The organism is Amycolatopsis sp. cmx-8-4 (assembly GCF_046548675.1).
Lineage (GTDB): Bacteria > Actinomycetota > Actinomycetes > Mycobacteriales > Pseudonocardiaceae > Amycolatopsis.
Window position 1 is genome coordinate 1 of the sequence record NZ_JAEBDZ010000097.1, and the last position, 952, is coordinate 952.

Here is a 952-nt window from a genome sequence, read left to right on the forward strand (position 1 = left end):
CATCCTGTCCACTAATACTCCAGCCGGGCTTCATGATCTTGGCTGGTGAGGGGTGCGTGAACGTGGGTGCGGCCACCGGTTGATCATGAGTTGTTGTGTGGACACAACAAGATCGTGTGGTGGCCGCGAGCGTCATCGTAGACCCCGTCGGGGTCGACCCCGTGGGCTGGCGGGAGAAGTTTGACGAGCTGATGGCACGGGTGGCGTGCCCGCCGGCTGGGTGGCCGGCGACGAGGTCTATGGCGGCAACCCGACGCTGCGGGCCGATCTGGAGACCCGGCAGGTGGGGTATGTGATGGCGGTGGCCTGCGATCACCGCGTCACCACTGTCACGGGTAAGTATCGGGCCGACGAGCTGGTCGAGCGGGTGGCGAAACGCGCCTGGCAGCGCCTGTCCGCGGGGAAAGGCGCGAAAGGACACCGGTTCTACGACTGGGCCTGGATCAGTCTCGTGGGCGGCCAGGACGAGCCCGCTGGGCATCGGTGGCTGCTGGTCTGGCGCAACCGCCGTACCGGCGAGCTGGCCTATTACCGCTGCTACGCACCAGGCCGGGTGCCACTGGCGACGCTGGTGCGGATTGCCGGGCGCCGATGGACCGTCGAGGAGTCCTTTCAGACCTCGAAAGGACAGACCGGTCTGGATGAACACCAGTGCCGCACATGGAGGTCTTGGTACCGCTGGACAACCCTGGTGCTGCTCGTTCACGCGTTCCTCGCGATCGTCACGGTCACCGCCCGCGCCACACCTGTCCCGACCGGGCTGGTCCCGTTGACTCTCAACGAGATCCGTCATCTCTACAACGCGTTGGTAGTTACGCCGGTCGCGGACATCCAGCACGTCTTGCACTGCTCGTACTGGCGCCGACGCCATCAATATCGCGCACACAAGCCCACTACCAGCGCCAATCGCTCCAGGAGCCATGAAGATCACGAAGCCCGGCTGGAGTACTAG

1 protein-coding gene is annotated in these 952 nt (G+C 65.0%); it reads left to right on the forward strand.

Annotated elements, in window-relative coordinates; all coding sequences use genetic code 11:
- Positions 1-205: 205 nt before the first annotated feature.
- Positions 206-952 carry a transposase gene (locus ACLJQZ_RS48560; protein ID WP_410628514.1) on the forward strand — a complete coding sequence of 249 codons (747 nt, stop codon included), beginning with the start codon at positions 206-208 and terminating at the stop codon, positions 950-952.